Source organism: Streptosporangium nanhuense, from assembly GCF_059358815.1.
Genome location: NZ_JCADBG010000090.1, coordinates 1 through 1642, shown reverse-complemented (window position 1 = coordinate 1642; position 1642 = coordinate 1). Strand labels below are relative to the sequence as shown.

Sequence of the window (1642 nt, the reverse complement as noted above, 5' to 3'; positions counted from 1 at the left end):
GGGTGAGCTGGTCCGAGGGTGTGGGCATGCTGGTGTTGGAGCGGTTGTCGGACGCTCAGCGCAACGGCCATGAGGTGCTGGCGGTGGTACGCGGTTCGGCGATCAACCAGGATGGTGCGTCCAACGGCCTGACGGCGCCGAACGGTCCGTCTCAGCGGCGGGTGATCCGTCAGGCGCTGGCCGGTGCCGGGCTTTCGGTGTCCGAGGTGGACGCGGTGGAGGGCCACGGCACCGGCACCACGCTGGGTGATCCGATCGAGGCTCAAGCCCTGCTGGCGACGTATGGCCAGGACCGGGACGAGGACCGTCCGCTGCTGCTGGGCTCGATCAAGTCCAACCTCGGCCACACCCAGGCGGCCGCGGGCGTTGCCGGTGTGATCAAGATGGTCATGGCGATGCGGCACGGTGTGCTGCCCAGGACGCTGCACATCGACGCCCCGTCGTCGCACGTGGACTGGGCCTCGGGCGCGGTGGAACTGCTGACCGAGCCGGTCGAGTGGCCGGAGAACGGTCATCCGCGCCGGGCGGGTGTGTCGTCGTTCGGGATCAGTGGCACCAATGCCCACGTGATCTTGGAGCAGGGGCCTGAGGGGGAGGGTGGCCCGCGGGATCGGGTGCCGGCCGTGGGTGTGGTTCCGGTGCTGGTGTCGGGTCGTACGGCGGAGGCGTTGCGGGCGCAGGCCGGGCGGTTGGTCTCGCATGTGGAGGATCGTGGTGAGGTGGCGCTGGTCGATACGGCGTTCTCGCTGGTCACGACTCGTCCGGCGTTCGAGCATCGGGCGGTGGTGCTGGCCGATGGTCGTGAGGGTGTGCTGGCCGGGCTGGGCGCGCTGGCCGAGGACCGTCTCGGCGCCGGTGTGGTACGCGGCGTGGCGGCGGCGGAACCGAGGCTGGCGGTGTTGTTCACCGGTCAGGGCAGTCAGCGGGCCGGGATGGGCCGTGAGCTGTATGACCGCTTCCCGGTGTTCGCCGAGGCACTGGACGCCGTGATCGCCGAGCTGGACCCGCTGCTTGAAGGGTCGTTGCGGGAGGTGCTGTTCGCCGAGCCGGGCAGTGAGCGGGCGGAGGCGTTGGATCAGACCGGGTGGGCACAACCGGCGCTGTTCGCACTGGAGACGGCACTGTTCCGGCTGGTGTCCTCGTGGGGGGTCCGCCCGGAGGTGCTGGCCGGTCATTCGATCGGGGAGATCACCGCTGCACATGTGGCCGGGGTGTTGTCCCTGGCCGACGCGTGCGCGCTGGTGGCGGCGCGGGCGCGGCTGATGCAGGGGTTGCCCGCTGGTGGGGCGATGGTGGCGGTCCGGGCCTCGGAGGAAGAGGTCGCCGGGCTGCTGGCCGGGCGTGAGAAGGAGGTGTCGGTCGCGGCGGTGAACGGCCCGTCCTCGGTGGTGATCTCCGGGGTCGAGGAGGCGGTTCTTGAGATCGCCGCCGTTCTCGAAGGGCGCGGGGTCAAGACGCGGCGCTTGCGGGTGTCGCACGCCTTCCACTCGCCGTTGATGGAGCCGATGCTGGAGGACTTCCGCGCTCTGGTTGGGACGCTGTCCTACAGCCCGCCGAAGATCCCGGTGGTGTCCACTCTGACCGGTGAGGCGGCGACGGCCGAGCGGCTGTGCTCGCCGGAGTACTGGGTGGATCAGGTGCG

General features: G+C 70.5%; 1 protein-coding gene. It reads left to right on the top strand.

The window, feature by feature from the left end:
* Window positions 1-26: 26 nt before the first annotated feature.
* Window positions 27-1642, top strand: a 1616-nt coding sequence (locus AC5L38_RS44095) for a type I polyketide synthase (protein WP_495248799.1), incomplete at its 3' end; no start/stop codon positions are given.